Genomic DNA, 26487 nt, shown 5'->3' on the forward strand with positions numbered 1-26487 from the left:
CGGATCTTCGCGGCCGTGGCCGTCGGGTGCCTGACCCTCGCGGGCTGCTCCTCAGGCGAGTTCAAGGGCGTCTACGACCTGCCCCTGCCGGGCGGCGCGGACGTCGGCGACCACCCGTACTCGGTGACCGTGCAGTTCGCCGACGTGCTCGACCTGGTGCCGCAGGCCGCGGTGAAGGTCGGGGACGTCCCGGTCGGGCGGGTGCAGGAAGTCCGGCTGGGCGGGGACGGCTGGACGGCCGAAACGGTGCTGAAGGTCAACGGCGACGTCGTGCTGCCCGCCAACGCGGTCGCGCGGCTGCGCCAGTCCAGCCTGCTGGGCGAGAAGTTCGTCGAACTGGCCGCGCCGGACGGCGACCCGAAACCCGCGGGCACCGGGCGGCTGGCGAACGGCGCCACGATCACCCTGGACCGCACCAACCGCAACCCCGAGTTCGAAGAGATCTTCGGCGCCCTTTCCCTGCTGCTCAACGGCGGCGGCATCGGGCAGCTGCAGACGATCAACCGTGAACTGTCGAAGGTGATGAACGGCAACGAAGACCAGATCCGGTCGTTCCTGTCCGGGGTGGACACCCTGGTGACCGACCTGGACGCGCACCGCTCGGACATCACCGAGGCGCTCGACGGGCTGAACCGGCTCTCGGCCACCCTGGCGAACCGCCACGAGCAGGTCTCCGGCGCGCTGACCGACCTGACGCCGGGGCTGCGGACGCTCACCGACCAGCGCACGCAGCTGGTGTCGATGCTGCAGGCGCTGGACCGGCTCGGGACGGTCGCCACCGACGTCGTCGACCGCACGCGCGACGACATGGTCGCCGACCTCCGTGCGCTCGCCCCGATCCTGGGGCAGCTGGCCGCGGCCGGGCAGGACCTGCCGCAGTCGCTGCAGATGCTGCCGACGTTCCCGTTCCCGGACTCGGTGCTCGGCGCGGTCAAGGGCGACTACGTCAACTCCTACGTCTCGATGATCCCGGCACCCGGTGTGCCGCTGCCCCCGCCCGGCGAAGGTGTCCCGCCGGGCCTGCCGACGCTCCCGCTGCCGAGCAGCGGGACCCGGGTCTCCGGAGGCAGCTGATGCTGAGCCGCAGAGTCCGTGTCCAGGTCGTCCTGTTCGTGGTGATCGCGCTGGCCACGACCGCGTTCGTCGGCGCGAACTACGCCGGGCTGGGCCGGTTGTTCGGGTCCGGCAGCTACACGGTGAAGCTCGAGCTCGCCGAAGGCGGCGGGCTGTTCACCAACGGCGAGGTGACCTACCGCGGCGTCGCCGTCGGCCGGGTCGGCGAGCTGCGGCTCACCGTCACCGGGATGGAGGCGGACCTGCTCATCGACGACGGCGCCCCGCCGATCCCGGCGGACTCGCGGGCGGTGGTGGCGAACCGCTCGGCGGTCGGCGAGCAGTACGTCGACCTGCAGCCGCGCACGGCCGACGCGCCCTACCTCGGCGGCGGCTCGGTGATCCGCCGCGAGTCGACGACGCTGCCGCTGCCGGTGAACAGCCTGCTGACCGACCTGGACTCGTTCACCGCGTCGGTGCCGACCCAGGACCTGCGCACGGTGGTGGACGAGCTCGACGACGCCCTGCGCGGCAGCGGCCCGGACCTGCAGACGCTGATGGACTCGGCGACGACGTTCACCCAGGAGGCGAGCAACCATCTGCCGCAGACGTCGAAGCTGATCGACGACGGCGCGACGGTGCTGCGCACGCAGCTCGGCTCGTCGGCGGAGTGGCGCTCGTTCAGCAGCAACGCCCGCATCTTCGCCCAGCAGCTGGCGAACTCCGACGGCGACCTGCGGCGGCTGATCGCGGCCGCCCCGCCGGCGGCGTCGGAGCTCAGCGGGCTGCTGAAGGAGAACGACCCCGGCCTGCCGATCCTGCTGGCCAACCTGCTGACGACGTCCCGGGTGTTCGCCACCCGCACCGCGGCGGAACAGCAGTTCCTCGCCGACACCCCGAAGGCGGTGGCGGCGGTCGGCTCGGCGCTGAACGACTCGGGGAACGCACTGCGGCTGGGGCTGTCGCTGAACTTCAACGACCCGCCGCCGTGCCTGGCGGGCTACGAGAAGACCCCGCACCGGCCGAGCAGCGACCTGTCGCCGCTGCCGTTCAACACGGACGCGGCCTGCACGCTGCCCTACGGCAGCGAGAGCTCGGTGCGCGGCGCGCAGAACGCCCCGCACCCGCCGGTGCCGGCCCCGGCGGTGCCGGGCGGCGTGACGAGCCCGCTGGCCCTGGGCACCCAGGCGACGGCGACGAGCCTCGAGGAGATGCTGTGGCTGCGGTGAGGGTGATCCCGGTGGCGCTGGCGGCAGCGGCGGCGGTGTTCGCGGGCTGGTCGGGCTATTCGTGGTACGCGGCGGCCCACGCCTCCTCGGTGACGTACGGGGCGGCGCGCGACGAAGCACTGGCGACCGGCCGCACGCTGGTGGCCGAGCTGAACACCCTGGACTACCACGACGTCGAGGGCGGCCTCGGCAAGTGGCTGTCGGCCTCGACGGGCCCCCTGCACGACCAGCTGGCCCGGACGGACGAGACGACGAAGAAGACGCTGTCGGCGAACGCGACGGTGGCCACGGGCCGCGTGGTGGACGCGGCCCTGAGCGAACTGGACGAGCACGCGGGCACGGCGAAGATGCTGGCCTCGGTGGAGATCACGATGGCCAAGCAGGGAACGGCCCCGGCGGTGAAGCGCAACCGCTTCGCGGCGGCGCTCAGCCGGACGCCGGACGGGTGGAAACTCAGCGCGCTGGACCAGCTGCCGGTGGGGGCCCGATGAGCCGCACGGTGGGTGCCGCCGGGCCCGTTGACGCGAACACGGCCGAGGGTGCCGCGGGCGAGGAGACTCGCGCGGCTGCGGGCGGACCCGACGCCACCACCGCCGACGCCACCACGGGCAACGCGACCACCGACAACACCCCCGCCACCCCCGACGAGCGCACCGCTCTCGACGGCTCTGCCGCCAAGAGCAACACCGCCACCGAGGAAACTCGCCCGACCGCGGGCGGGCCCGCGGCCGCCACCACGGGCAACGCGACCACCGACAACACCCCCGCCACCCCCGACGAGCGCACCGCTCTCGGCGGCTCTGCCGCCGAGAGCAACACCGCCACCGAGCGCGAGGCGGCCGAGCCCGAAGCCGCCGAAACCGAAGCCGACCAGGCCGAAACCGAGCCGGCGGAAGCCGAGGCCGAAGCCGCCGAGCCCGAGGCCACCCCCGCCGAAGCCCGCCCCGCCTGGCGTCGTCTCCCCGTGCTCCTCCTCGCCGCCGCCGTCCTCCTCACCGGCGCCGGTGTCTGGTTCACCCTCGAAGCCCGCTCCGCCGCCGCCAACCCCGCCGCGGCGAACCGCGCTCTCACCGATGTTGCGGCCACCGCCGATGTCACCTCCGCGGTCACCCTCGCCGTCAACCGGATCTTCTCCTATTCCTACGACCGGACCGACGTCACCGAAAAGGCGGCCGCCGCCGTGTTGCGTGGGTCGGCCAAGGATTCCTACGAAAAGCTCTTCGCCGAAGTCAGGCGCAAAGCACCGGAACAGAAACTCGTGCTCACTTCGCGCGTTTCGGCCATCGCGGTACAAGAACTCGAAAATGGTCACGCGCGGTTACTCGTCTTTCTCGACCAATCCGCCGTCCGTGCCGACAACAATGCGACCGACAGCGCCGCGGCTCAGCTTTCCGTGACCGCGGAGCACACCAACGGCGGCTGGGTCGTCACCGAACTCGAGCCCCGCTGAGACGGTCCACCGCACTACCGCACGTCACCGTTTCCGGGAGCACCCGGAAACGGCCGGGAAAACGCAAAAGGAGGACAACCATGTCCGTGGCAACGCAGCTGAAGAGACTGGCCGTGCTCACGTCGGCGACGGCCGTCGTGCTCGGTGGGGTGGCCGTGACGCCGGCTTCGGCCGACATCATCGAGATCCCCGTGTCCTACAGCGTCGCCGGCACCACCACGGTGAAGAAGACCGGCAGCACCATGAAACTCGGCCCCGGCTCGCTCCAGGGCAACCTCATCATCGACGACCAGACCGGCTCGGTCGGCCTCAAGGCGGACCTGACGCTGCCGCCGTCGCAGGCCGACATCTCCCTGGTCTCCGGCCTGTTCCGGATCAAGGCCAAGGTCAAGGTGATCCCGCTCGGCCCGGCCACCGGCACCATCGCCGACGGCACGCTGACCACGCACGCCAAGGCCAACATGGAGATCTCCGACATCTGGGTCGGGCTGCTCGCGCCGGTGATCCCGCTGCCGACGGTGCCCGGCGCCTGCCGGACGAAGACCCCGGTGGAGCTGAACCTGGTCGCCCCGGACATCGACATCACCGCGCCGAAGATCACCGTCGGCGCCACGTACACGATTCCGGAGTTCAGCAACTGCTTCATCGCCGACCTCGCGCTCGGCGCCCTGGTTTCCGGGCCGGGCAACACCATTTCGCTCGATCTGACCGCTCCGCAGAGCTGACCCACCGGGTGGCGGGCGCCCCGCCCGCCACCCGTCCGCTCAGCAGGGCGCGTTGATGTCTTCCTTGACCACGAAACTGTCATTCTCGCCCGCGGAGATCGCGAAGACCGGCCCGCAGGTGGTCGGGCTCGACTCCCCGACGAGGTTCGAGCCCCACACGACGATGTCGCCGTTGGCCTTGACCGCCAGGTTGTGGTTGGACCCGGCGTCGATGCCCACGACGTCCGAGAGTGCTTCCGGGGGAACGGTCGTCTGCCCGTAGTTGTTGCGGCCCCACGCGTAGACGCGGCCGTCCTTCAGCGCCAGGCTGTGCTGGGCCCCGGCGGACACCGCGGTGACCCCCGAGGACAGGCCCGCCGGCACGGTCGCCTGACCGTAGGCGTTGTTCCCCCACGCCAGCACGCCGCCGTTCTTGATCACCAGGTTGTGGTCGGCGCCGGCGGCGATCGCGGTCACGCCGGACTGAGCGGCCGCCGGCACGTCGGTCCGGCTGCCCCAGCTCACCACCTGGCCGTTCTGCTTGAGCGCCAGGCTGTGCAGGTAGGACGTCGAGATCGCGGTGACACCGCTGGTCACCGCGGCGGGCAGGTCGGTCTGGCCGTACCAGTCGTTGCCCCAGGCCAGGACCTGGCCGTTCTTGAGCGCGAGTTCGTGCCCCCAGCCCGACGCGATCTGACCGACCCCGGACAGCGCCGCGGCGGGCACCTCGTTGGCGCCCCAGTTGTTCGCGCCCCACGCGAGGACCGCCCCGCCCTTCAACGCGAGCACGCTCGTCGTGCCCGCCGACACGGCCGTGACCCCGGACAGCGCCTCGGCGGGGGGAACGGTGACGGCGAAGTCCTGCTTCCCCCACGCGATCACCCCGCCGGCGGTGGCCGCCGACGCCGGCGACGTGCACAGCGACAGGGCCAGTGCCGCCGAGACCGTCAATGCGGCTCCCCTGACCGATACCCGTTCACAACGTGAAGCAAGTGGCACGGTAGCCTCCTTTCTCCCGATTCCTTATCCGCGATTGCTTCGGCAAGATCGTGAATGGTAGACCGTTCCCGGCGTCGTTCCGCCACGCGATGGATCTTTGTCAAAATCCGATGAAACCACCGCCGGTCCTGCGCGAGGACGAACAAGAAACCCGGACCACCCCGAAGCGGCGGACTGCCGATGCCGCAAAGTCTTGTTCCCTACTGAACTCGCGAGTAGCCTCATTCCCGGCAGATGGACCTCCACCTCGCACGTCGGTGAATTCGCGTCCCGCCGCTCGGGGCAATGGGGGCGGGCGAACGTGAGCGGCACAGCACGACGGCGAGCAATCGATCAGCCAAAGCCGAGACTGTACTGAATCAAAGGAGATGGGTATGTCCCGACTCAGCAGGCTGTCCGCCGGAATCGCGACCACCGCTACCGCCGTCGGCGCCATCGCGGTGCTGACCGCGGGCACCGCGGCCGCCGCCACGGTCACCTACACCGCCGGTGGCACCACGCCCCTGACCTACACCTGCACCTTCCCGGGCGTCACGCCGCAGCCGGTCCTGGTGACCTCGCACCTGGACGCCGAGGACTCCGTCGCGGCAGGCGGCACCCTCACCCCGGCCAACGTGGGCGGCTCCGCGACGATCAGCGCCGGCGTGCACGCGCTGCTCACCGCGGTCGGCTACGACGGCATCCGCGGCACCGCCACGGTGCCGGTGACGGCGGCCTCGGGCACCCTGTCGCAGCCGGCGGCCACCGGGCTGAACATCCCGGAGACCATCTACCCGGCCGGCGGCCCGATCACGGTGAACATCTCGCAGGTCGCGACCTCGAGCGTGCCGAGCTACACGGCGCCGGCGACGGCGGGCACCGACACGCTGTCGATGGGCACCACGGTCACCGCGGCCCTCGAGTTCCACAAGAAGGCCAACAACACCTGGACGCCGTGGTCGATGAGCTGCACGCTCAAGGTCACCAACCCGGCGCAGAACACCGCGTTCAGCCCGAGCATCACCGTCAGCTGACGCCGGATCCCGGTGCGGGCGCCCTCACGCGAGGGGCCCGCACCGGGATTGGCGTCTTTTCCGGACCACCGAACACACAGGGAAACCGATGCCACGTCGACTCCGGCCCCGCTCCGTCACGGTGACCGCGCTGGCGGCCGCCGGCCTGCTGTCCGCGGCGAACGGCGCACTGACCGGGGTCGGCTCGGCCGCCCCCGCCCCCGCGGCCCCACCGGAGAAGGCGGCGACGGCGTCGGTCTCGGTGACCTGTCCCTTCGCCGATCCGCTCGGCTCGCGCAAGCTCACCGTCGAAACGTCGGCGACCCTGCCCACCCAGGCGAAGACGGGCAACTCGGCGACGATCGGCAGGTATTCCGCGCAGTTCAGCCTTCCTCGCGACATCGCGCTGTCGCTCCTGCCCGCCGGTGCCACCACCGGTTCGCTGCAGGGCGCGGTGCAACTCGCCCTCACCGTGCACCAGGGCGAGCGCTCGGACCAGATCCCGGTGCCGTTGACCGTGGCGCCGACGCCCCTGCCGGAGACCGGCGACGTCACCCTCACCGCGATCGGCGCCGTGCCGGAGATCGCGATCAACACCGTCGGCGCCGTCACCTTCGACGTCACCGCGCCGAAGCTCGCGCTGGCCGCCGTCCCCGCGCCGGGCGCGACCGCCACGCCCGCGCCCGAGGCCGCCCCGGCGCAGCCGATCGCGTGCACGCTCGACCCCGACCAGCAGACGACGCTGGGCACGGTCCTCGTCCTGCCGACGGCGAAGCCGGGTGCCGAGCAGAAGGCCGCGCTCGGCGCGAAGGCCGCTCTGGACGACGAACCGCCGCCGCCGAACGAGTACACCGTGCCGCTCGGCCTGATCACGATCATGACGAAGTCGACCGTCGCCCGGCTGGGCGCGACGGTCACCGCGGACCCGGCCTTCCTGCTCAACGCGTTCTTCACGGTGGACATCGACACCGCCGCGTCCCGGGTCTCCGGGGCGGCGATCTTCAAGCCGGCGACCACCTCGTTTCTCGGCTTCGGGTTCGTGCCGGTGACCGCGACGGTCGAGTTCCTGCCGCTCGACTACAAGAACAGCAAGATGATCGAGGTCGGCGGCGGCCTGTTCACCGGCGACGACGGCTTCACGTACCTGCGCACCGAGCTGAAGGTGATGGGCAAGCTGAGCGGCGCGAAGATCAACGGCGTCCCGCTCGACGTCGGCCCCGACTGCGTGACGAGCGAGCCCGTGTCGCTCGAGATCACCGGTCCCTACGACCCGTTCACCACCGGCCACGTCCGCACCGACCCGGAGAAGGGCTTCTACCTGCCCCCGTTCCGCGGCTGCGGCGCCGACGGCCAGGACCTGACCCCGCTGCTCAGCGGGATGAGCACGGGCTGGGGCAACCAGGCCTTCATCGACACCTACAACCTGAACGGGTGCACCGAGCCCGACCACACCAACTGCCCGCCCGACACCCTGCCGCCCATCCCCGGCGCGGCGGCGGCGGCGGCGAAGAAGGCGGCCGCGAAACCGAGGTAGCCGAGCGCCTCCCCTGACAGGCAATCAACTAGACCCATTCACTGGTTGTTTCCGCTATGTCAATTCCAAGGCATACAACCTCATAGTGCCCATGCTCGTCGAAACCGATTCGATAATGATGCAAATCAGCATCTCTCGCGCCGGGCATCCATTCATTTTCCGGGGCAATATTCCGATACCAGCCCCTGCCGAGCATTCGCTCTTTGAGTTGCGAATCGACGACCTCGATCAACGCAAACGCGAAATCTTCCGAATTGGATTCGAAATAGGCGATTTTGGATTCGATGAATCGATACTCGAACACTTCGGCGAACGTCAGCCTGGTCGTCGGCCCCGGACCGGTCCCGCTCCACGCGGCACAGGGGAACTCCATGGTCAGGGTGGGCAGGCTGCCCGCTCGAGCGGCAACGGTGATCCGAGGAGCGGGTGTGTATCGAGTGCGTGTTTCATCGCCTCCGACGCGTCGGTGAGTCATGGCGCCTCCCTGGTGTGTAGATCATGCCTGACTGCTGAAATTCGCCGCATACCCCGTCAGCCACATTCTCTACCCGAAAACAGAACAGGCCGAACAACCGACGAACCATTGACAGGGCAACGGGCAGGAACCCGACCAAATCGCCTCGGACGGCGGCGCCGGAGCCCAGCCCCTTATTGATTCGTCCACTGTGGACGCGACCCACCGGACCGCTGCGACGGCAGCAGCTCGCTCACCGGGTACCGCAGCGGCAGCGGAGCCGCGCCGGCCCGCAGGGCCAGCTCCATCTCGAACCGCGCCGCCGGGTCGCGCAGGCTGTCCCCGAACGTCGCCTGCAGCTGGCGCATGCGGTAGCGGACCGTCTGCGGGTGCACCCCGAGGCGTTCGGCGATCTCCACCACGTTGCCCTGGCTGTCCAGCCACGCCCGCAGCGTCTCCAGCAGCCGTTCCTGCTGCTTGCCCGTCATGTCCGCCAGCGGCGCGAACAACCGGTGCCGCAGCGTGCCGACCAGGCCCGTGTCCGAGTTGACCAGCAGTGTCGCCAGGTGCTCCTCCGCGCGCAGGACCGGGCGGGCCGCCAGGACGCCGCGGTCGGCCAGCTGCAGGGCGTTGCGGGCCCAGCGCAGGGAATCCGCGACCGACGCCAGCGCGACGCACGGCCCGATCGACAGGCGGCAGTCCGGCAGCGCCACCTGCAGCGCCGCCAGGCGGGCGCCGCTCAGCTCGCCGGGGACCACCAGTTTCGGGTCGGGGGTGTCGAGTTCGGCGAGGACGTCCGCGTCGAGGCCGGCGTGGCGGCGGGCCGGGGCGACGCCGCCCGCCGGGCTCACCGCCACCGGGGTCGCGTCGGACGGGACCGGCCAGCCGATCAGCTGGGCCAGCTCGGCAATCGCTTTCGGGGACGCCGGCGGCGTCTCCAGGATCAGGTGGAGCAGCTTGCGGCGCCACGTGTCCAGCGCGCCCGCCGTGCGCGCCTTCGCCTCCAAGTAGCCGTCGAGGGCCACCGACGCGAGCTCGTCCATGAACGCCAGCATCGCGTCGGCCAGCTGCGACATCACCGCCGACGAAAGGCCGCTGCGCCGCCCGACGCGCATGATGCGCCGCCACGACACGCGCGCGCCGACGCGGTAGGCCGACTGCAGCGTGTCGAGGCTGCGGCCTTCGCGCATTTCGTTCTGCCCCAGGCGGTGGTGCACCTCGTGGGACTGCTCCTTCGACACGGTCGGGTCGGCGATCTGCGCGACGAACAGCGTGATCGCGTATTCGACACCGGCCCGGATGGACTTGCCGTACGGCCCGTCGAGCGGACGCGCGTACGCCGGGATCGTCGCGCGGATTTCTTCGACGATTTCAGCAGCGAGACTGGCCAGTTCCGGCCGCAGGATGTCGGCCAGCTTGCGCGGTAGAGCGGCGGTGGGCGGCGGCGCAGCGTGATCGAATCCGCGCTCCACCGACATCGCAGCTCCTTTGCTCCGCCCCGGGACACCGGTCGCAGGTACCTCGCGGCCGGGCACCCGCGCCTGTTGCGGGATGACAACCGACACATCGAAAAACTAACGCCAAACGTGTCACACCCGTGAAGGAAAACCGATTATTTGTCATCGCGGTGACAAATTCCCGCGGCTCGGCTGCCGTCGGCTGACAAGCGTCCCGCCGACTGCCCGCTGTCGTGCCTGCGAACGGACGAACCTCCAACGAGCGGTGCGCGGCGGGGTTACGCGGCATCTTGTATCGTGTGGTTGATACAAGACGAGGAGGATCCGCATGCCGTGGGACAACGTGCTCGGGGTCGCCGTGATCACGGGCCTGGTCGGCCTGGCCATCCTGATCGTGCTCTGGCCGGGGAAGAAGCACGGTAAGCGCTTGCTGGAGCGCTGGGGCGTGGCCGAGCCGGACGCCGCCGAGGTCGAGCTGGCCGTCCGCTACCTCAAGCGGCGCCGGCTCTGGTACCCGTGGCTGTTCCTCGCGATCCCGCCGCTGCTCGGCGACGGCGGCACGGGCACGATCCTGGCGACGCTGCTGCTGGGCGGCCTGATCGCCGAGCTGCTGGCCCAGCGCCCGGCCCGCGGCCCGCGCCGCGAAGCCGAGCTGGCGCCGCGGACGCTGCTCGGGATCGTCCCGGCGTGGATCCTGGTGCTGGGCGGGCTGGCGGCCGCCGGATCGCTGCTGCACCTGGGCCTGACGGCGCAGTGGAAGCTGCTGGCGGTGGCGGCGGGCACGGCACTGGTCAGCGCGGCGATCACGCTGCTGGCGGTGCGCCGCCCGGCGGTGGGAGCCGCGCGGGCCGACCTGGCGCTGCGCTGCCGCAGCGCACGGGTGGCGGTCGGGCTGGGCATCGGCGCGTGCACGGCGGTCGGCTGGCCGGTGGGTGACTTCGGTTCGTTCCTGGCGGTCGTGGCGGGCCTGACGGCGTTCCTGGCGGTGACGGCCCCGGCGAAGCGCCTGCCGGCGGCGGCGTGAAGATCGTCGTCGACACCGAGAACGGCGTCCCACCTTGGCGCCAGGTCCACGACCAGGTGATCCGCGCGGCGACGACGGGGGCGCTGCCGGAGGGGACGAGGCTGCCCCCGATCCGCCAGCTGGCGCGCGACCTGGGCCTGGCATCGGGAACGGTGGCGAGGGCGTACCGCGAGCTGGAGACGGCGGGCTGGGTGGCGACGGCCCGCGCCCGCGGCACGGTGGTGACGATCCCGTCCGGCCGTCCGGACCGCGAAGCCCTGCTGGCGGCCGCCGCCGCGGAGTTCGCGGCCCAGGCGCGTGACCTGGGCGCGGACCTGGCGAACGCGCTGAAGGCCGTCCGCGAGGCCTACAAGGGATAGCGGGTCGGCACCCCTACTCACCGCTCGTGAGCAGCCGGCCGATCGCCGCGATCACCGGCTCCAGGACCTCGACCTCGCGCGGTGTGCCCACGCACTCGGTGATCCCCGCCCCGACCACCTCGAACCGGGCCAGCGCGTCCAGCTCCGCCACCAGCCGCTCGATCGTCCAGCCTCCCGGCTCCGGGTAGTTCAGCCCCGCGAACTCGCCCGGGTCCAGCACGTCCAGGTCCACGTGCACGTACAGCTTCTCCACGCCCGTCAAGGCGGCCACCGACGTCACCGCCAGCCCGCGCGCCAAAGCCGCCTCTTCGTCCGGGTCGAACACCCGCGTCCCGGGCAGCGCCACGTTCCCGGGCGAAAGGGCCGGCGCCGCCGCGAACTCCGGGTCGCCTTCTCCCAGCAGCGATCGCAGCACCATCCCGTGGAACGCCCCCGACGGCGACGAATCCGCGGTGTTCAGGTCCGCGTGGGCGTCGAACCACACGACACCCAGCCCGGGCCCGTGGCGGAAGCGGGCCACGCCGATCGGGACCAGCTCGACGCCGCAGTCGCCGCCGATCGTCAGCACCGGGCCGCCCGGGGCCTCCAGTGCGGCCAGCTGGGCCGCGCGATTCGCGCCGGTCAGCACCGCTCGGGACGCGATTCCCCTGTCCACTTCGGACACCGAGCGGGTCTGCCGGACGTGGTGCACGGGCCGGCCGAGCACGTGCCCGGCCAGCTCCGCGAGCGCCACGCAGCCGTCCGGCAGTTCCGCCGCGCGCGGGCCGGCCGCGCCCTGCCGTTGCGGTACCGCGTTGATCAGCATCCGGCGAGCGTATCGCTCATTCCAGGACCAGCAGAAGGTCACCGCCCTCGACCTGCTGCACCGACGTGATCGCCAGCCTGCCCACCTTGCCGCCGGTCGACGCGGTGATCGAGGCCTCCATCTTCATCGCCTCGATCGTCGCGACCGTCGCACCGGCCTCGACCGTGTCACCCTCGGCGACCTGCAGCGTCACCACGCCCGCGAACGGCGCCGCGACCTGCTTCGGGTTGCCCTTCTCGGCCTTCTCCGTCGCCGGGATGTCCGAGGCGATCGAGCGGTCGCGGATCTGGATCGGCCGCAGCTGGCCGTTCAGCGTCGACATCACCGTGCGGACGCCGCGCTCGTCGGCCTCGCCGATCGCCTCCAGCTCGATGAGCAGCCGGACACCCGGTTCGAGGTCGACCGGGTACTCCTCGCCCGGACGCAGGCCGTAGAAGAAGTCCTTGCTGGGCAGCACCGACGTGTCGCCGTAGGCCTCCCGGTGCGCCTCGAACTCCTTCGTCGGGCCGGGGAACAGCAGCCGGTTGAGCGTCCGGCGCGGCTCCGAAGCCAGCGCGGCACGGTCCTCTTCGGACAGTTCGACGACCGGCTTCGCCGCCGCGCGCCCTTCGAGGGCCTTGGTGCGGAACGGCTCCGGCCAGCCACCCGGCGGGTCGCCGAGCTCGCCGCGCAGGAAGCCGATCACCGAGTCGGGGATGTCGAACTTGTTCGGCTCCGCCTCGAAGTCGGCCGGCGAGACGCCCGCGCCGACCAGGTGCAGCGCGAGGTCGCCGACGACCTTGGACGACGGCGTCACCTTCACCAGGTGGCCGAGGATCTTGTCCGCCGCCGCGTACATGGCCTCGATGTCCTCGAACCGGTCGCCCAGGCCCAGCGCGATGGCCTGCGTGCGCAGGTTCGACAGCTGCCCGCCGGGGATCTCGTGGTCGTAGACGCGCCCGGTCGGCGACGCGAGCCCGGCCTCGAAGGGCGCGTAGATCTTGCGCACGCTCTCCCAGTACGGCTCCAGGTCGCCGATCGCCCGCAGGTCCAGCCCGGTGGTCCGGGCCGAGTGGTCGGTGGCCGCCACGATCGAGGACAGCGACGGCTGCGACGTCGTGCCCGCCATCGACGACACCGCGCCGTCGACGGCGTCCGCGCCCGCGTTGATCGCCGCGAGGTAGGTGGCCAGCTGGCCACCCGCGGTGTCGTGGGTGTGGATGTGCACCGGCAGGTCGAACTCCTTGCGCAGCGCGGTGACCAGCTTGGTCGCCGCGGGCGCGCGCAGCAGCCCGGCCATGTCCTTGATCGCCAGGACGTGCGCCCCGGCGCCGACGATCTGCTCGGCCAGCTTGAGGTAGTAGTCGAGCGTGTAGAGCTTCTCGCCCGGGTCCGACAGGTCCGAGGTGTAGCAGAGCGCCACCTCGGCGACGGCGGAGCCGGTCTCGCGCACGGCTTCGATGGCCGGGCGCATCTGCTCGACGTCGTTGAGCGCGTCGAAGATCCGGAAGATGTCGATGCCGGTCTTCGTGGCTTCCTGGACGAAGGCGGTCGTCACCTCGGTGGGGTACGGCGTGTACCCGACGGTGTTGCGCCCGCGCAGCAGCATCTGCAGGCAGATGTTCGGCACGGCTTCGCGCAGCGCGGCCAGCCGCTCCCACGGGTCCTCGGCGAGGAACCGCAGGGCGACGTCGTAGGTGGCGCCGCCCCAGCACTCCAGCGACAGCAGCTGCGGCAGCGTATTCGCGACGACCGGCGCCACCGCGAGGAGGTCCTTGGTGCGGACGCGGGTGGCGAGCAGCGACTGGTGCGCGTCGCGGAACGTCGTGTCGGTGACGCCGATGTGCGGCGACTTCCGCAGCCATTCGGCGAACGCGGCCGGGCCCAGCTCGACGAGCTTCTGCTTCGAACCCGGCGCCGGCTCGGCGTCCTTCGGCAGCTTCGGGAGCTTGACCGTGGCGTCCGGGGTCTTCGGGCGCTCGCCGTGCGGCTTGTTGACCGTCTGGTCGGCGAGGTAGGTCAGCAGCCGCGTGCCGCGGTCGGCGGACTGCCGCGCGGTGAGCAGCTGCGGGCGCTGTTCGATGAACGATGTCGTGACGCGGCCGGCGCGGAAGTCCGGGTCGTCGAGGACGGCCTGCAGGAACGGGATGTTCGTCGCGACGCCGCGGATCCGGAACTCCGCGACGGCCCGGCGCGCGCGGCCGACGGCGGTCTTGAAGTCGCGGCCGCGGCAGGTGAGCTTGACCAGCAGCGAGTCGAAGTGCGCGCTGATCTCGGTGCCGGAGAAGGCGGTGCCGCCGTCGAGCCGGATGCCGGAGCCGCCCGGCGAGCGGTAGGCGGAGATCATGCCGGTGTCCGGGCGGAAGCCGTTGGCCGGGTCTTCGGTGGTGATGCGGCACTGGAGAGCGGCGCCGCGCAGGTAGATCTTGTCCTGGGAGAGCCCGAGGTCGGCGAGCGTTTCCCCGGAGGCGATCCGCAGCTGCGACTGCACGAGGTCGACGTCGGTGACCTCTTCGGTGACCGTGTGCTCGACCTGGATGCGCGGGTTCATCTCGATGAAGACGTGGTTGCCGTGCTTGTCGAGCAGGAACTCGACGGTGCCGGCGTTGCGGTAGCCGATCTGCCGGGCGAACTTGACGGCGTCGGCGCAGATGCGGTCGCGCAGCTCGGGTCGAGGTTCGGCGCCGGCGCGAGCTCGACGACCTTCTGGTGGCGCCGCTGCACGGAGCAGTCGCGCTCGAAGAGGTGGATGACGTTGCCCTCGCCGTCGGCGAGGATCTGCACCTCGATGTGCCGCGGCTCGACGACGGCCTTCTCGAGGAAGACGGTGGGGTCGCCGAAGGCGGACTCGGCCTCCCGCGCGGCGGCCTCGATGGACTCGCGCAGCACGGCGGGGTCCTCGACCCGCCGCATGCCCCGGCCACCACCACCGGCGACGGCCTTGACGAAGACGGGGAAGCCCAGCTCTTCGGCCGCGGCGACCAGGGCGTCGACGTCGCTGGACGGTTCGGAGGACCCGAGCACGGGAACACCGGCCTCGCGCGCGGCCTTGACCGCGCGAGCCTTGTTACCGGTGAGTTCGAGGATCTCGGCAGGCGGCCCGACGAAGGTGATGCCCGCTTCTTCGCAGGCGCGCGCGAGATCGGGGTTCTCCGAGAGGAAGCCGTAGCCGGGGTAGACGGCGTCGGCTTTGGCCTTCTTCGCGGCGGCGACGATCTCGTCGACCGAGAGGTAGGCGCGCACGGGGTGACCGGGTTCGCCGATCTCGTACGCCTCATCGGCCTTCAGCCGGTGCAGCGAGTTGCGGTCTTCGTGCGGAAACACGGCGACCGTCCCGGCGCCCAGCTCGTAGCCGGCGCGGAACGCCCGGATCGCGATCTCCCCGCGGTTGGCCACCAGAACCTTGCGGAACATGCCCGGTCCTTCCCTCTTGGATCGGTAAGTCAACGCACGTTACCCGGTTCTTCCCGCTCTGCGGGAGTTCGGTCCCGGGTGATGGACATCATGCGGACCAGGGGGTTCGCTGGTCACCCTTGGTGGCAGTCTTCGACGACACCTCGGCGCGTGGTGAGCCGGATGCGGTTGGGGCGCAGTTCGAGGGTGACCGCCTCGGTCGTTCCGTCGATGACCTGGACTTGGAAGCCGTCGCGTTCGCAGCGTTCGGTGGCGTCTTCGGTTTTTCGGCCGACCAGCTCGGCCAGGTCGAACGTGGGTTGGCGGGGGACTGGCGGGAACCGGGGCATGGGGACCTCCTCGGGGTCAGCTTTCCGGAGTCCGGGCTCAGCCGCCAGACGGCGCGTGGGGCAACCGGTCGGCCGTCGCTGACGCGAGGCGCAGGCTTGCCCCAGGCGAGACCGACTGCTGACTGCCACTTCGTGATACCTCCCTCGGCGACGCGGCCGCTCGTTGCAGGCGGAAAGGCGTACTTCGCTGTTCCGGGTAGGGGACGGCGCAGCTGCTCGAGTGGATCGGCGATCTTGGCGGGCAGCCGGGTGGCGGTGCGGCCCTCGGACAACGGCGACAGCAGCGGGCGCGGGTCTCGGCGGCCCAACCGCCACGCCGAGCCTTTGCCAGGGGCCCCGCCAGCAACCAGACAGCCCCCACCCGAGCCCTGGGGGGCGTCCCCTAGACGAGTAACGCGTAAGTCTGGGTGGTGACCAGAGATGGACGAAGGGTGTTCAAGATCCGTGATGCGGTGACTGGCGGCGGACACCGACCTGTGGACCGACACCACCTGGATCGTCGACTCGACCCCGGCGGAGTGCGGGCGGTCGCGGCCGACGGTCAAGCGTTCGGAGCTGGCCGGCTGGGCCAAGTACGGCTTCTGCCGCTCACACTCGCGCTGGTTCTGGGGCCTGCGGCTGCATCTGGTCTGCACCCCGGCCGGACTCCCGATCGCCTGGGCGCTGGCCGATCCGAAGGTCGACGAGCGGCAGGTAATCATGGCCATCTGCGACCACGAACCCCACCTGCTCACCGACCGCCCCAGTCTGCTGATCATCGCCGACGAGGGCTACGTCTCCGCCGAACTGGATCGCTTCCTGGCCGAGCGCCGAGTTACGCATTACTCGTCTGGGCCAGTCTATCGGCCCCACCTGACAAAAACCCCAAAAAAGCCGCATATCGGACACGCCATCCCCACCCCGGCCAAGTTGTGGACAACTACCCCTCAGCCGCCCGGCGGTGCGTAGAGCAGCCGGTTGGCCGTCCCGTCCGGGACCCCCTTCAGCACGTCCGGCGTCGACGCGCGGATCAGGGCGTCGTCCACCTGGGCCGGCGTGTCGCCGGGGTGCCGGGCCCGGTACACCGCCGCCACTCCGGCCGCGAAGGCCGCCGCCATCGAGGTGCCCGATTCCGGCCCCGCCGTCGCTCCGCCCGCTATCGGGGACGGGATGTCCGCGCCCGGGGCGTACAGGTCCACGTCCTGGCCCGAGTTCGACGTCTTGTCCGGGCGGTCCTGGGTGTCGGACGCCGCCACCGTCAGGGCCTCCGGCACGCGGCCCGGCGAGTAGCCGCTCGCGTCGGCCGTCTCGCTGCCCGCCGGGACTGCGATCGGGACCACCGCCGCCAGCCTCTTCACCGCCGCGTCGAGCTGGTCGTTCGGGACGCCTCCGATGCCCAGGACCGCGACCGCCGGCTGCTGGGCGTTCTGCGCCACCCAGTCGATCCCCGCGATGATCTTGTCGGTGGCGCCACCACCGTCCTTGTCCAGCACCCGCACCGGCACGATCTGCGCGCCCTTCGCGACGCCGTAGTCCTTGCCCGCCGCGATGCCGGCGAGGCGGGTGCCGTGGCCGTTCGTGTCCGTGGTGTCGGAGCCGCCGTCGAGGAAGTCGCGGCCGGGCGCGACGCGGCCCTGGAAGTCGGGATGCTTCGCGTCGACGCCGCTGTCGATCACGTAGATCGTCACGCCCGAGGCGTCGCTCGCGTAGTGGTACGCGTGGTCGAGGCCGGTGCGCTGGTCGATCCGGTCCAGCCCCCAGTTCGGCGGATCCGGCTGCACCCCACCGCTCGAGACCTGCCCGGCGAGCACGGCCACGGCCGCGAGAAGCATCCTCATGATCGTCGTGGTACCCCTGCGGGTCCGGGACGACAACTCAGGACTGTCGCCCGTTCGGCTGATTCCGCAGGACGAGGACCACGGTGTCGATCGCCAGCAGGACCAGCGCCGACACGGCGATCGCCTGCCCCGCGTAGGTCAGCGACGAGTAGTCCGCCAGCACGGCGAAGGTCGGCCCGAGGACGCCGGCCAGGCCGGCGATGCCCGTCACCAGCACCGCGGGGCTCAGCACCACGGCGACGACGGGCACGAGCACGGCCAGCAGCGCGCCGAGGACGTAGTAGGCGGCGTTGCGGCCGGCGCTGTCGGAGTCGTAGGCGGACAGCTCCACGAGCTGGGTGAGCCACCCGACGCCGAGCAGCACGCCCAGGCCGATCGCCGACCAGGCCGGCCACCCGCGCACCGGCCCGGCACGCAGGCCGACGGCGGGGTTCCGGCGCAGCGCCACGAGCGCGCAGGCCCCGGCGAGCACCCACGCGAGGTGGGCGAGGAGGACGAAGGTGAAGCCGGCGTTCAGCCCGGTGCCCGACGAGCTGTCCGAGGCGAACGCGACCAGGGTGTACCCGGTGCCCCGCCCGGCGGCGGAGGCCGCGGAGAGGGTGATGATCTCGCCGACGAACCGCGCCAGCCCGAACAAGGCGGCCAGCCCGGCGCCGGCCAGCAGCGCGGGGCCGGTGCGCGCTCGCGTCCGCGGGACGAGGGTGAGCAGGCCGGCGACCAGCGCGCAGACGGCCACGAGCACGACGTAGACCTGCATGCCGGGGCGGTATTCGGCGAGGAGGTAGCTGTCCCAGCGGTACTTCATCGGCAACCCGACGACGGCGAACACCGACCCGGCGATCGCGGCCACCCCGGCGAACCCGCCGACGGGATCCACGGCTCCCGGCTGGCCGGTTCGTGCGGCGGCCACCGGCGTGGCCTCGGGTGCCGCAGGGCTCCCTGGCCCGGCAACGGGCTTTCGCTCGGTCGCCGCGGCGGGGTCCGGATCGAGCGCCGGCTCGGCCACCACCGGCGCCACGGGGGCATTCGCCGGCTCGGCCACCTCCGGCCGCGCCGCGGGCGCAGCCGCGGACTCAGCCACCGCGATCGGCTCAGCCACCTCCGCCTGCGCCGCCGGCGCAGCCGCGGACTCGGCCACCGCGACCGGCTCGGCCACCTCCGGCCGCGCCGCCGGCGCAGCCGCGGACTCGGCCTCCGCGACCACCGGCTGCGCAACCAGCGCTTGCTCGACCGGCGCGACCGGCTCCGGCTCCGGCTCCGCCACAACACCCGGCAGGGTCTCGATCTCCACCGCCACGACCGCCTCCCCGGTCGGCCCGCTCACCACCACCTCCCCGCGCCGCACCCCCGCGTCCCCCGCCTCCACCGACAGCGAAGCCCCGCCCGGCACCTCAGCCACCGCGATCCACGCGTCCGAGGCCTCGAACCGCACCTCCCGCGCCACCGGCGGCCCCAGCACCCGCAGGGAAGCCGACGCCGACGACCCCGGCGAGGCCGACAACCGGACCGACGGCACGTCCACCCGGACCACCGCCGACGACAACGCGTCCGATGCCGCCGCCGCCACGTGCTCGATGTCCGTCGATGCCATGGCCCGCAGCGCCTCGAACGCCCCCATCGCCACCGGCAGGTTGGCACTCGACAACCGACGACGCAGCTCCGCCACCGCCCCGAGACGGGTGAACGGGTTCTCCGCCTCGATCGCCGCCGCCAGGTCCGAGGGGATCGGGGACGGCCTGATCCGGCGGCGCCTGCTCTTCGCCAGGTACAGCTCGCCCTGCATCTCGATGTCGCGGCTCGGCGTCTGCTTCGGGTTGCGCTCCCTGACCCGGTCGAACAGGTACTCGTACAGCTCCCCCAGCGCGATCCAGCCGTCCTCGTCACGGTCCGCTTCGCCCGTGCGCAGGCCCTCCACCAGCGCCGAGGTGAACACCGACGGCCGGGCCGGCTGGCCCGCCGCCAGGGTCGCGCCTTCGAACGCGTACTCGATCGAGTTCGACGCCGTGATCACTGCCCGGCCGCGGCCGCCGCGGAAGCTGTCGAGGACGTTCGCGTCACCCGACGCCCGGACCGCGACGCCCTGGCTGAACGCCCCGCCGTAACAACAGTCCAGCAGCAGGACGATGCTGCGCGAGCGGCTCTGCCGGATGCACTGCTGCACGAACTGCGCGGACACCGCCGTCGACCGGAGGCGGTCCGGGCGCGTGTTGCGGGCGGCGAAGTACAGCCCGCCCGCGTCGTCCTTCAGGCCGTGGCAGGAAAAGTGCATCAGGAGGACGTCGTCGGGCTTGCCCTCCAGGCACAGGTCCTCGATCTCCGCCTGCACCACGTGCGCGGTCTCGTTGCGGACGACGCCGACCTCGAAGTCGCTGATCGCCCGGTCGCCGAGCACCGCGGCCAGGGCGTCGGCGTCCGCCGCGGGAGAGCCCAGCCGCTGCAGTCCCGCGTTGTCGTACTCGCCGTTGGCGACGATCAGCGCCCGCCTCCGCCCGGCCATACCGGTAGGAAACGCCCATCGCGGGCACTACGGCAAGCAGCCGAACGGGCACACCTATTCAGCGGCGGACCGGAAAATCGTTTCCTGCTTCTCCAGGCAGACAACCGCGTCGAACGCCGACGCGACGTCGACCGGCACAGCCGTGTGCGCGTGCCGGATGCCCGACGCCGCCGGGTGCTCGGCCACGCACGGCGCCCGCGACGCCAGCACTGCCTCGACACTGCCTTCGGCCGGTTCCCCGAGCGCCTGCTCGAACATCCGGAACCCCAGCGGGTACGCCGGGTCGGGCGCCAGCCCGGTCGTCGTCCCCGAAACGGCGGTGAGCGCCAAGGCGAAGTAACGGTCGCCCAGCTCGGCCGCCAGGTGCGTGCCCGCGGACGGCGCCGTCATGCCCGGCATCGGCGAGAACGGCACCCGCTGGAGGTGTCCGTTGTGGAGCATCAGCACGATCTTCTCGCCCGGGAACCGCCGCCGCAGCAGGCGCACGGTGGCCGCCATGTAGGTGTCCCGCGACGAACTCTGCGGCTCGGGCGCGCGGCCGGCCATCAGCGCGTCCAGCTCCCGCAGATACAGGTCGACGCGCAATGCGCCTTCCGCGTCGTGCGCGGCTTCGGGCGCCAGCGAGTCGACGTGTCCTTTGAGGACAGTCAACGCGGCCGTGGCCGCATCCCGCGCCGCGACACCCAGCTCCCGGTACCGGCCCGGCGCGACCGCACTGCTGACCGACGCGTACGGCTCGCACGCCGCCAACGCGGTGTCCACAAGGGACACGTTCGCGGGATCCACCCGCGACAGGACTTCACGGACCGCCCGCAACGCGGGCACCGGCGAACCGGCCGAGCTCGGCACGTCGAGCCCGGAGAACCGGACACCGCGGCCGCGCAGCCAGGTCAGCATCTCGTGCACCTCGGCCGAGTCGCCGAGACCGAACGTGAAACCGTCCCGCGCGACGTCCGCGACCTCGCCCGGACCACCCTGGAGCCACGCGTCGACCAGACGCCCCTCCGCGAAGCCGCTCTCGAACCCGAGCACGGTGAACCCGCGCTCGGTCACCAGGTGGCGCAGGAGGCGGTCGCGCAGCACGCCGAACTCGCGGATGTGGTGGTTGTTCTCGCCGATGGCGACGACTTCGGCGTCGCCGGCCAGCTCGGCGATCTCGGCAACGTCGACGGTTCCTGTCATACTGGAGACACTAACGCAACAGGAGTAGCAGTTGGCAACCGAGATTTCCGGGACCAGGCGCCCCGGCGGCCGCACCGAGCGGACCCGCCTCGCCGCGTTGAACGCCACCCTCGAGCTGCTCGGCGAACGCGGGTACGCCGAGCTGACCGTCGAGGCGGTCGCCGAACGCTCCGGCGTGCACAAGACGACGCTGTACCGCCGCTGGGAGTCCGCCGAGGGCCTGGTCGCGGCGGCCCTGCAGATGGGCACCGAGCAGGAGTGGGCCGCCCCGGACACCGGCTCGCTCGAAGGTGACCTGCGCGGGATCAACCTGGAGCTGGTGCGCTACTTCACCACGCCGGGCGAGCGCGAGCTGCCGACGGCGTCGATCTCGGCCGCGTTCCTCTCCGCCCGGGCCGCCGGCGCCCTGCAGGAGTTCTACGTCGACCGCCACGCCCGCTCGGCCGCCGCCGTGCACCGGGCGATCGAGCGCGGCGAGGTCCCGGCAGGCACGGACGCCGTCGAGGTGGTTCGGGTGGCCTGCGGGCCGATCTTCTACCGGCTGTTCGTCTCCCGGGAAGGCGTGACCCCGCAGGACGCCGACGTCGCCGCGAAAGCCGCCGCGGCGGCCGCGAAAGCGGGGGTGTTCACGGCAGCGGGCGGCGGTAGCGCATCTCCTCCAGGGTGACGCGCCCGTCGTCGATCGTCTCGGTCTGGCGGGCGTCGTCGTCCACCCAGCCTTGGCGGACGTAGAACGCCTTCGCCCGCTCGTTCGTCGCGAGCACCCACAGGATGGCGCTGTCGCCGGACATTTCCGCGACCACGCGGTCGTGCAGCGCCCGGCCGAGGCCACGGCCCAGAACTCCGGCAGCAAGTACAACGCGTAGAGCTGCGAAGGCCCGAAGGCGGCGAAGCCGACGACGCCTTCCTCCTCGACCACCAGCACCGGGCCACCGTCGCCGATGCGCCGCGCCCACGCCGCCGCGCGCGAGGACGCCGAAAGCCGGGCGAGGAAGTCCGCCGGGATGAGGCCCTCGTACGCCGCCTGCCAGGACCGCACGTGGACCTCGCCGATCGCGTCGGCGTCGGCCACCGTGGCCGGGCGGATCAACTCTTCTCCAGGTACTCCGCGCGGTCCACGTCGACAACGTCACCCACCATCTGGGCCAAGCCGTGGTACTTCGTCAGTTCCGGGTCCTTCTCGACGATCTCCTGCGCGCTCTGCCGGGACGCGGCGATCACGTCCTCGTCCCGCAGCAGCGACAGCAGCTTGAGCGTGGACCGCTTCCCGGACTGCGCCGCACCGAGGATGTCGCCTTCGCGGCGCAGCTCCAGGTCCAGCCGTGAAAGCTCGAAGCCGTCCGTCGTGGACTCGACCGCGGCCAGCCGTTCGCGGGTCGCGGTGCCGTCCAGGGCCTCGGTGACCAGCAGGCACAGCCCCGGCACGCTGCCCCGGCCGACGCGGCCGCGCAGCTGGTGCAGCTGGCTGACGCCGAACCGGTCGGCGTCCATGATCACCATCGCGGTGGCGTTCGGCACGTTCACGCCGACCTCGATCACCGTCGTGGCCACCAGGACGTCCAGCTGCCCCGCCGAAAACGCCCGCATCACCGCGTCCTTGTCGTCGGGCGGCATCCGGCCGTGCAGCACCCCGATCTTCAGGCCCTGCAGCGGACCGTGCTCCAGCTCGGGGGCGACGTCCAGAACGGCGAGCGGCGGCCGCTTGTCGCTCTTGTCCGACGGCGGCTCGTCGCCGATCCGCGGGCAGACGACGTACGCCTGGTGCCCCTTGCCGACCTCTTCGCGCACGCGCTGCCAGATCCGCTCGAACCAGGCCGGCTTTTCGGCGACCGGCACGACGGTGGTCGAGATCGGCGACCGCCCGACCGGCATCTCGCGCAGCGCGGAGACCTCCAGGTCGCCGTACACGGTCATCGCGACCGTGCGCGGGATCGGCGTCGCGGTCATCACGAGGACGTGCGGGCTCGTGTCGCCGGCCCCGCGGGTGCGCAGCGCGTCCCGCTGTTCGACGCCGAAGCGGTGCTGCTCGTCGACGACGGCGAGGCCGAGGTCGGCGAACTCGACGTGGTCCTGGATCAGCGCGTGCGTGCCGACGACGATACCCGCTTCGCCGCTGACGATCTCCAGCAGCGACTTCTTGCGTTCCTTCGCGCCCATCGACCCGGTGAGCAGCGTGACGCGCGTGGCGTTCTCCGCCGCGCCCAGCTCGCCCGCTTGGCCGAGGTCGCCGAGCATCTCCCGCAGCGACCGCGCGTGCTGGGCGGCCAGGACTTCGGTCGGCGCCAGCATCGCGGCCTGCCGCCCGTTGTCGACGATCTGCAGCATGGCCCGCAGCGCGACCACCGTCTTGCCCGAGCCGACCTCGCCCTGCAGCAGCCGGTTCATCGGGTGCTCGGAGGCCAGGTCGGCGGCGATCTCGTCGCCGATCCCCCGCTGGCCCGCGGTCAGGTCGAAGGGCAGCCGCTTGTCGAAGGCGTCCAGGAGACCGCCGCTGACGTGCGGGTTCGCCTTCGCCGGCCGCGAGATGGCCGAGTGCCGCCGCTGCGCGAAGATCAGCTGGACGGCCATGGCCTCGTCCCACTTGAGCCGCTTCTTCGACGCCTCCAGGTGCGCCCAGTTCTCCGGGCGGTGGATACCGCGCAGCGCGTTGTCGAGGTCGGCCAGCTTGTGCAGCCGCCGCAGCTCCGCGGGCATCGGGTCGTCGTCGACCTCGAGGACGTCGAGGACCTGGCGCACGCACTTGGCGATCGACCAGGTCGGCATGCCCTGCGCCGCCGGGTAGACCGGGATGATCGCGGCGAGGAAGTTGTCCATCGCCTCGGCTTCGTTCTCGGCGTCGAACAGCTCGTACTCGGGGTTCGTCAGCTGCAGCGTGTCGCGGAAGGCGGACACCTTGCCGGCGAACAGGCCGGTCTTGCCGGGGACGAGGTCCTTCTCCCGCCAGGCCTGGTTGAAGAACGCGCAGGTCAGCCGCCGTTTCCCGTCGGTGATGACCATGTCGAGGATGGTGCCGTTGCGCGCCTTCATCCGCCGCTTGCTCACCTTTTCGATGCGCGCCAGCACGGTGGCGTGCTCGCCCAGCTCGAGGCCGTGGATGTCGGTGAGCTCGCCGCGCTCGGCGTAGCGGCGCGGGTAGTGGCGCAGCAGGTCGCTGACCGTCTCGATGTCCAGCGAAGTGGCGAGCGCCTTCGCCGTCTTGGCGCCCAGCAGCAGCGGCAGCTTGTCGCGCAGTCCGGCCATCTCGCTATTCGACTCCCATCAGCAGCACGGCGCCGGTCTGGCCGCTGGCGTAGCTGGTCAGTTCCACCTCCGGGTGCTCGACCCGCAGCTGCTCCTCGAGCTCTTCGGCGATCCCCGGCGGGGCCGCCGCCCCGCTGAGCACCGTCACCAGCTCGCCGCCGAGCGCCAGCATCCGGTTCAGCACCTTCATCGCGGCCGCGACCAGGTTGGTCTCGGACGCGGGCGCGGGCTCGATCAGCACCACCTCGTCGTCGACCAGGCCGACCACGTCACCGGACTGGGCCCGGCCCACCCAGGTTAGCGACTCCTCCTGCGCGATCCGCAGTTCGCCACGCCTGGTCGCGGCGGCCGCTTCGGCCATCGCGACGACGTCGTCGTTGGTGCGGCGGCCGGCGTCGTGCACGGCGAGGGCGGCCAGCACCTGCACCGGGGACGCGCACGGGATGACCACGACGTCGCGGTCGGCGGCCATGGCGTGCCCGGCCGCGGTGTCGGCCGCGGCGGTCAGGGCGACGCTGCCCGGCAGCACGGTGACCTGCCGGCCGGCGGCCTCGTTGAGCAGGCCGATCATGTCCTCGACGCTCGGCGTCCCGCCCTCGGGCACGGCCAGCACCGGGATGCTTTCCGCGCGCAGCAGCTCGGCCAGCGCCCCGCCGTGCACGACCGCGACGACCGTGCGGTCGATCCCGCCGCCCGGCTCGATCGGCGTCGGCGTGAGCAGCGGCTCGACCCGGATCCGGCGCGGGCGGCCGAGCGCCAGCCCGGCCTCGATGGCGGCGCCGATGTCGGCGCAGTGGACGTGCACGGCGTGGCTGCCCGAGCCGTCGCCGGCCACCGTGACGCTGTCGCCGAGGCCGCTCAGCTCCTTGCGCAGGGTCGGCAGGTTCGCCTCGTCGACGCCGTCGAGCAGGTACATGACCTCCCAGGCGTAGGCCTCGTCGTGCGCGTGGGCTTCGAGCACGTGCTCGTGCTCGACGGGAGCGCCGGTGAGCACGCCGACCAGCGCGTCGAGCACGGCGACCAGCCCGCGCGCCCCGGCGTCGACGACCCCGGCCTTGGCCAGCGCGGGCAGCTGCTCGGGCGTCTTCTCGAGGGCGTGCGCGGCCTCTTTCGCGGCCTTCCGCGCGATGTCGCCCAGGGGGCTCGTGTCGCCGCGGACGGCGAGGGCGACGGCGTGCAGGACGGTCAGGATGGTCCCGGCGACCGGGCGGCTGACGGCGCCGGTGGCGACCTCGTCGGCGTGCCCGAGGGCACCGGCCAGCCACGGGCCGTCCAGCTCGCCTTCGGCGCGGTCGGCCAGCCCGCGGATGACCTGGGAGAGGATGACGCCGGAGTTGCCCTTGGCGGCGGCCACGGCTCCCCGCGCGAGCACCTTCAGCGCCTCGGCGGCGTCCTCCGGGGCGGCATCGGCGAGTTCCGCGGCGGCGCCGGTCATCGTGAAGAGCATGTTGGAGCCGGTGTCGGAGTCCGCGACGGGGTAGACGTTGATGTCGTCGATGGCCGGCCGCAGGCTCGCCAGGCTGCGCACACAACCCGCCGCCCAGGCCGACACCGCCGCCGCGTCCAGCACCCGCACCCCGTAACCTCCTACCCGGTCCCCGGGCAGCGTATCGACCCGGTGCTCGGGGCCTCGATCGCAGTAGTTACTATGGTCGAGTTGCCCAGTCCGTCTGGGCTCATTTCTATGACCCAGATCCAAAGGAGTTCGACGTGGCTGCCGTGTGCGACGTCTGTGGCAAGGGACCGGGCTTCGGCAAGGCGGTCTCGCACTCCCACCGCCGTACCAACCGCCGGTGGAACCCGAACATCCAGACCGTCCACGCCAAGGTGGGTGTGTCCCAGCGCAAGCGCCTGAACGTGTGCACCTCGTGCATCAAGGCGGGCAAGGTCGTTCGAGGCTGACGCTGAAGCGAAATTCAGGGTGGCGAGTGCTCGTGGAGAGCACTCGCCATTTTTTTCGCTTCAGGTG

At 71.7% G+C, this 26487-nt stretch carries 23 protein-coding genes and 1 pseudogene; 12 read left to right on the forward strand and 12 right to left on the reverse strand.

From position 1 onward, the window contains the following. The first annotated feature begins 3 nt into the window (after window positions 1-3). The 5 genes from HUT10_RS18265 (at window position 4) to HUT10_RS18285 (ending at window position 4457) form a co-directional block, all read left to right on the forward strand. On the forward strand, window positions 4-1074 hold the full coding sequence (locus HUT10_RS18265; RefSeq protein WP_176177887.1) for an MCE family protein: 1071 nt from the start codon (window positions 4-6) through the stop codon (window positions 1072-1074). Continuing rightward, the gene (locus HUT10_RS18270; protein ID WP_176172325.1) at window positions 1074-2282 is read left to right on the forward strand and encodes an MCE family protein; all 1209 of its coding nucleotides are present in this window, start codon (window positions 1074-1076) and stop codon (window positions 2280-2282) included. Before HUT10_RS18265 ends, HUT10_RS18270 begins: the two co-directional genes overlap by 1 nt. After that, entirely contained in the window at window positions 2270-2773 is a 504-nt protein-coding gene (locus tag HUT10_RS18275) for a hypothetical protein (RefSeq protein ID WP_176172326.1), read from the forward strand. The genes HUT10_RS18270 and HUT10_RS18275 overlap by 13 nt, the downstream gene beginning before the upstream one ends. Continuing rightward, the gene (locus tag HUT10_RS18280; protein ID WP_254896925.1) at window positions 2770-3732 is read left to right on the forward strand and encodes a hypothetical protein; all 963 of its coding nucleotides are present in this window, start codon (window positions 2770-2772) and stop codon (window positions 3730-3732) included. The genes HUT10_RS18275 and HUT10_RS18280 overlap by 4 nt, the downstream gene beginning before the upstream one ends. A gap of 80 nt (window positions 3733-3812) precedes the next feature. Beyond that, window positions 3813-4457 carry a hypothetical protein gene (locus tag HUT10_RS18285; protein ID WP_176172327.1) on the forward strand — a complete coding sequence of 215 codons (645 nt, stop codon included), beginning with the start codon at window positions 3813-3815 and terminating at the stop codon, window positions 4455-4457. Between the two features lie 39 nt (window positions 4458-4496). Here HUT10_RS18285 and HUT10_RS18290 read toward each other — a convergent pair whose 3' ends face one another. Continuing rightward, a complete protein-coding gene (locus HUT10_RS18290) occupies window positions 4497-5387 on the reverse strand; it encodes a hypothetical protein (RefSeq protein WP_176172328.1) in 891 nt (296 codons plus the stop codon). A 422-nt stretch (window positions 5388-5809) separates the two neighbouring features. Between HUT10_RS18290 and HUT10_RS18295 the strand changes: the two genes are divergently transcribed. Continuing rightward, window positions 5810-6448: a DUF6801 domain-containing protein gene (locus HUT10_RS18295; RefSeq protein ID WP_176172329.1), complete on the forward strand. Its 639-nt coding sequence runs from the start codon at window positions 5810-5812 to the stop codon at window positions 6446-6448. A gap of 88 nt (window positions 6449-6536) precedes the next feature. Further along, a complete protein-coding gene (locus HUT10_RS18300) occupies window positions 6537-7961 on the forward strand; it encodes a DUF6801 domain-containing protein (protein ID WP_254896926.1) in 1425 nt (474 codons plus the stop codon). Window positions 7962-7989: 28 nt separating this feature from the next. Here the strand turns inward: HUT10_RS18300 and HUT10_RS18305 are convergent, their stop codons facing one another. Together HUT10_RS18305 and HUT10_RS18310 are read right to left on the reverse strand one after the other, a co-directional pair. Then, a complete protein-coding gene (locus HUT10_RS18305) occupies window positions 7990-8436 on the reverse strand; it encodes a hypothetical protein (protein WP_176172330.1) in 447 nt (148 codons plus the stop codon). Between the two features lie 173 nt (window positions 8437-8609). Next, entirely contained in the window at window positions 8610-9893 is a 1284-nt protein-coding gene (locus tag HUT10_RS18310) for a CdaR family transcriptional regulator (protein WP_176172331.1), read from the reverse strand. A gap of 307 nt (window positions 9894-10200) precedes the next feature. Between HUT10_RS18310 and HUT10_RS18315 the strand changes: the two genes are divergently transcribed. Then, on the forward strand, window positions 10201-10896 hold the full coding sequence (locus HUT10_RS18315; RefSeq protein WP_176172332.1) for a hypothetical protein: 696 nt from the start codon (window positions 10201-10203) through the stop codon (window positions 10894-10896). After that, window positions 10893-11255 carry a GntR family transcriptional regulator gene (locus HUT10_RS18320; RefSeq protein WP_176172333.1) on the forward strand — a complete coding sequence of 121 codons (363 nt, stop codon included), beginning with the start codon at window positions 10893-10895 and terminating at the stop codon, window positions 11253-11255. Before HUT10_RS18315 ends, HUT10_RS18320 begins: the two co-directional genes overlap by 4 nt. 13 nt (window positions 11256-11268) lie before the next feature. On the opposite strand, the gene HUT10_RS18325 is transcribed toward HUT10_RS18320, so the two are convergent. The 3 genes and pseudogenes from HUT10_RS18325 to HUT10_RS18335 form a co-directional block, all read right to left on the reverse strand. Beyond that, window positions 11269-12060, reverse strand: coding sequence for an arginase family protein (locus HUT10_RS18325; protein ID WP_176172334.1), 792 nt, complete (start codon window positions 12058-12060; stop codon window positions 11269-11271). 16 nt (window positions 12061-12076) lie between these two features. After that, window positions 12077-15453: pseudogene (locus tag HUT10_RS18330) on the reverse strand (pyruvate carboxylase). Window positions 15454-15566: 113 nt separating this feature from the next. Next, window positions 15567-15782 carry a hypothetical protein gene (locus HUT10_RS18335; protein WP_176172335.1) on the reverse strand — a complete coding sequence of 72 codons (216 nt, stop codon included), beginning with the start codon at window positions 15780-15782 and terminating at the stop codon, window positions 15567-15569. Window positions 15783-16277: 495 nt separating this feature from the next. Here HUT10_RS18335 and HUT10_RS18340 point away from each other — a divergent pair, with 495 nt between their 5' ends. Continuing rightward, the gene (locus HUT10_RS18340; protein WP_254897475.1) at window positions 16278-16730 is read left to right on the forward strand and encodes a transposase; all 453 of its coding nucleotides are present in this window, start codon (window positions 16278-16280) and stop codon (window positions 16728-16730) included. Here HUT10_RS18340 and HUT10_RS18345 read toward each other — a convergent pair. Genes HUT10_RS18345 through HUT10_RS18355 form a run of 3 tightly spaced genes read right to left on the reverse strand, consistent with a single transcriptional unit; the run spans window position 16709 to window position 21278 of the window. Continuing rightward, window positions 16709-17593: a S8 family peptidase gene (locus HUT10_RS18345; RefSeq protein ID WP_176177890.1), complete on the reverse strand. Its 885-nt coding sequence runs from the start codon at window positions 17591-17593 to the stop codon at window positions 16709-16711. The genes HUT10_RS18340 and HUT10_RS18345 overlap by 22 nt on opposite strands. A 43-nt stretch (window positions 17594-17636) precedes the next feature. Next, window positions 17637-20096 (reverse strand): caspase family protein, encoded by a 2460-nt coding sequence (locus tag HUT10_RS18350; RefSeq protein WP_176172336.1) that lies wholly within the window; start codon window positions 20094-20096, stop codon window positions 17637-17639. Between the two features lie 54 nt (window positions 20097-20150). Next, window positions 20151-21278 (reverse strand): erythromycin esterase family protein, encoded by a 1128-nt coding sequence (locus tag HUT10_RS18355; protein ID WP_176172337.1) that lies wholly within the window; start codon window positions 21276-21278, stop codon window positions 20151-20153. A gap of 31 nt (window positions 21279-21309) precedes the next feature. Here HUT10_RS18355 and HUT10_RS18360 point away from each other — a divergent pair, with 31 nt between their 5' ends. After that, window positions 21310-21945 carry a TetR/AcrR family transcriptional regulator gene (locus HUT10_RS18360; RefSeq protein WP_176172338.1) on the forward strand — a complete coding sequence of 212 codons (636 nt, stop codon included), beginning with the start codon at window positions 21310-21312 and terminating at the stop codon, window positions 21943-21945. Here HUT10_RS18360 and HUT10_RS52240 read toward each other — a convergent pair. From HUT10_RS52240 to HUT10_RS18375, 3 genes are all read right to left on the reverse strand, one after another. Continuing rightward, window positions 21905-22069 (reverse strand): hypothetical protein, encoded by a 165-nt coding sequence (locus tag HUT10_RS52240; protein WP_368660763.1) that lies wholly within the window; start codon window positions 22067-22069, stop codon window positions 21905-21907. The genes HUT10_RS18360 and HUT10_RS52240 overlap by 41 nt on opposite strands. A 295-nt stretch (window positions 22070-22364) precedes the next feature. Then, on the reverse strand, window positions 22365-24518 hold the full coding sequence (gene recG / locus HUT10_RS18370) for an ATP-dependent DNA helicase RecG (RefSeq protein ID WP_176172339.1): 2154 nt from the start codon (window positions 24516-24518) through the stop codon (window positions 22365-22367). Between the two features lie 4 nt (window positions 24519-24522). Next, complete coding sequence (locus HUT10_RS18375; protein WP_176172340.1) at window positions 24523-26094, reverse strand: DAK2 domain-containing protein; 1572 nt, start codon at window positions 26092-26094, stop codon at window positions 24523-24525. Between the two features lie 134 nt (window positions 26095-26228). Here HUT10_RS18375 and rpmB point away from each other — a divergent pair, with 134 nt between their 5' ends. Next, a complete protein-coding gene (gene rpmB / locus HUT10_RS18380) occupies window positions 26229-26420 on the forward strand; it encodes a 50S ribosomal protein L28 (protein ID WP_176172341.1) in 192 nt (63 codons plus the stop codon). The last annotated feature ends 67 nt before the right edge of the window (window positions 26421-26487 follow it).

This window comes from Amycolatopsis sp. Hca4 (assembly GCF_013364075.1).
Classification (GTDB): Bacteria; Actinomycetota; Actinomycetes; order Mycobacteriales; family Pseudonocardiaceae; genus Amycolatopsis.